Below are 1,959 nucleotides of genomic sequence, written 5' to 3' on the forward strand. Positions count from 1 at the left end.
GCTGTATCAGTACCTGGAGCAGCCTCAGTAGCTGGAGTTACCGCAGCTGGATTTTCTGGTCTTGGATTTTGATTGCGATTGCCGTTATTGCCATTGCGGTTGCGACCATCTTGACGACCTCTACTTGAACCCGCTTCGCGTGGAGCATTTGTACCTTCGGCGCTTGCTGCACCTTCAACTGGACGCTCACCGCGATCACTACGTTCGCCACGACGACCACGGTTGCGGTTATTGCCGTTGCGATTGTTTTGATTGCGACCACGTGGTGCGCTTGGAGCAGGCTTCACTTCCGGCGCAGGCGTTGAAGAGAATAGGCTCTTAATAAATCCAAAGAATCCACCGGAGCTAGCAGTTTCAGTACTAGCTTTTTCAGTGCGCGCAGGACGTGGCTGGCTTACAGGTGCTGGTGCATTTGGCGTAATACCTTTAACAGCAGCTTCTGGGCGAACTTTGACATCTGCATCTTTGCGACTTACTGCAGTATCTGTTTCGAGTTCAGCAGCAGCTTCTTCAGCCATCACATAGCTAGCCTTCTGATCGTCAAGACGCGGATCATCATGGCGTAAACGCTCAAGCTTGTAATGTGGAGTTTCTAAATGCTTGTTTGGAATCATTAAGACATTGACTTTGAAGCGTGTCTCAATCTTGATGACTTCAGCGCGCTTCTCATTGAGCAAGAATGCAGCCACTTCGACTGGAACTTGTGAATGAATAGCGGCAGTGTTTTCTTTCATTGCCTCTTCTTGGATGATGCGCAAGACTTGCAATGCAGAAGATTCGGTATCGCGGATGTGGCCTGTGCCGTTACAACGTGGGCAAGTTACATGGCTGCCCTCAGACAGAGCAGGGCGTAAACGCTGGCGTGACATTTCCATCAAACCAAACTTGGAAATCTTACCCATCTGGACACGAGCGCGGTCATGGCGCAGAGCATCGCGCAAACGATTCTCAACATCCTTTTGTGCCTTGCTCGATTCCATATCAATGAAGTCGATCACGATCAAGCCACCCAAGTCACGTAAACGTGCTTGACGAGCGATTTCATCGGCAGCTTCCAAGTTGGTGCGGGTTGCAGTCTCTTCAATATCAGAGCCGCGGGTTGCACGTGCAGAGTTGACGTCTACTGAAACTAAAGCTTCAGTATGGTCAATCACGATTGCGCCACCGGATGGCAATGGTACGGTACGTGAGTAAGCAGTTTCAATCTGATGCTCGATTTGGAAGCGGGAGAACAATGGAACATCGTCCTGGTAACGCTTCACTCTAGGCAAGTTATCCGGCATTACTACAGACATAAAGGCTGCAGCTTGCTCGTAGATGTCATCCGTATCGATGAGGATCTCACCAATATCTGGTTGGAAGTAATCACGAATCGCACGAATCACTAAGCTGGATTCGAGGTAAATCAATAGCGGCGCTGAATTGCCTTTAGCGGCTTCATCAATCGCGGTCCACAACTGCATGAGATAGCTTAAATCCCATTGCAATTCAGTGGCGTCACGGCCAATACCGGCTGTACGAGCAATGATGCTCATACCATCTGGTACTTGTAATTGGGACATTGCTTCACGGAGTTCTTGACGATCTTCGCCTTCGATGCGACGAGAAACACCGCCTCCACGTGGGTTATTTGGCATTAATACCAAATAGCGGCCTGCTAGCGAGACAAAAGAAGTGAGTGCGGCACCTTTTTGGCCACGCTCTTCTTTTTCCACCTGGACAATGATTTCTTGGCCTTCACGCAATGCATCCTTAATAGAGGCATTACGGACATCAATACCCTCTTTAAAGTAGGTGCGGGCAACTTCTTTAAATGGCAGGAAGCCATGGCGTTCTTCGCCGTAATTTACAAAGCAAGCCTCGAGCGAAGGCTCAATGCGGGTAATAACACCTTTGTAAATATTGCCTTTGCGTTGTTCACGACCGGCAGCTTCGATATCGATATCGATGAGTTTTTGA

General features: G+C 49.1%; 1 protein-coding gene. It reads right to left on the reverse strand.

The window, feature by feature from the left end; all coding sequences use genetic code 11:
• The coding region (locus B7Y67_RS16440) for an Rne/Rng family ribonuclease (protein WP_293599553.1) at positions 1 to 1,959 on the reverse strand (1,959 nt) is incomplete at both ends.

The organism is Polynucleobacter sp. 35-46-11, assembly GCF_002281105.1.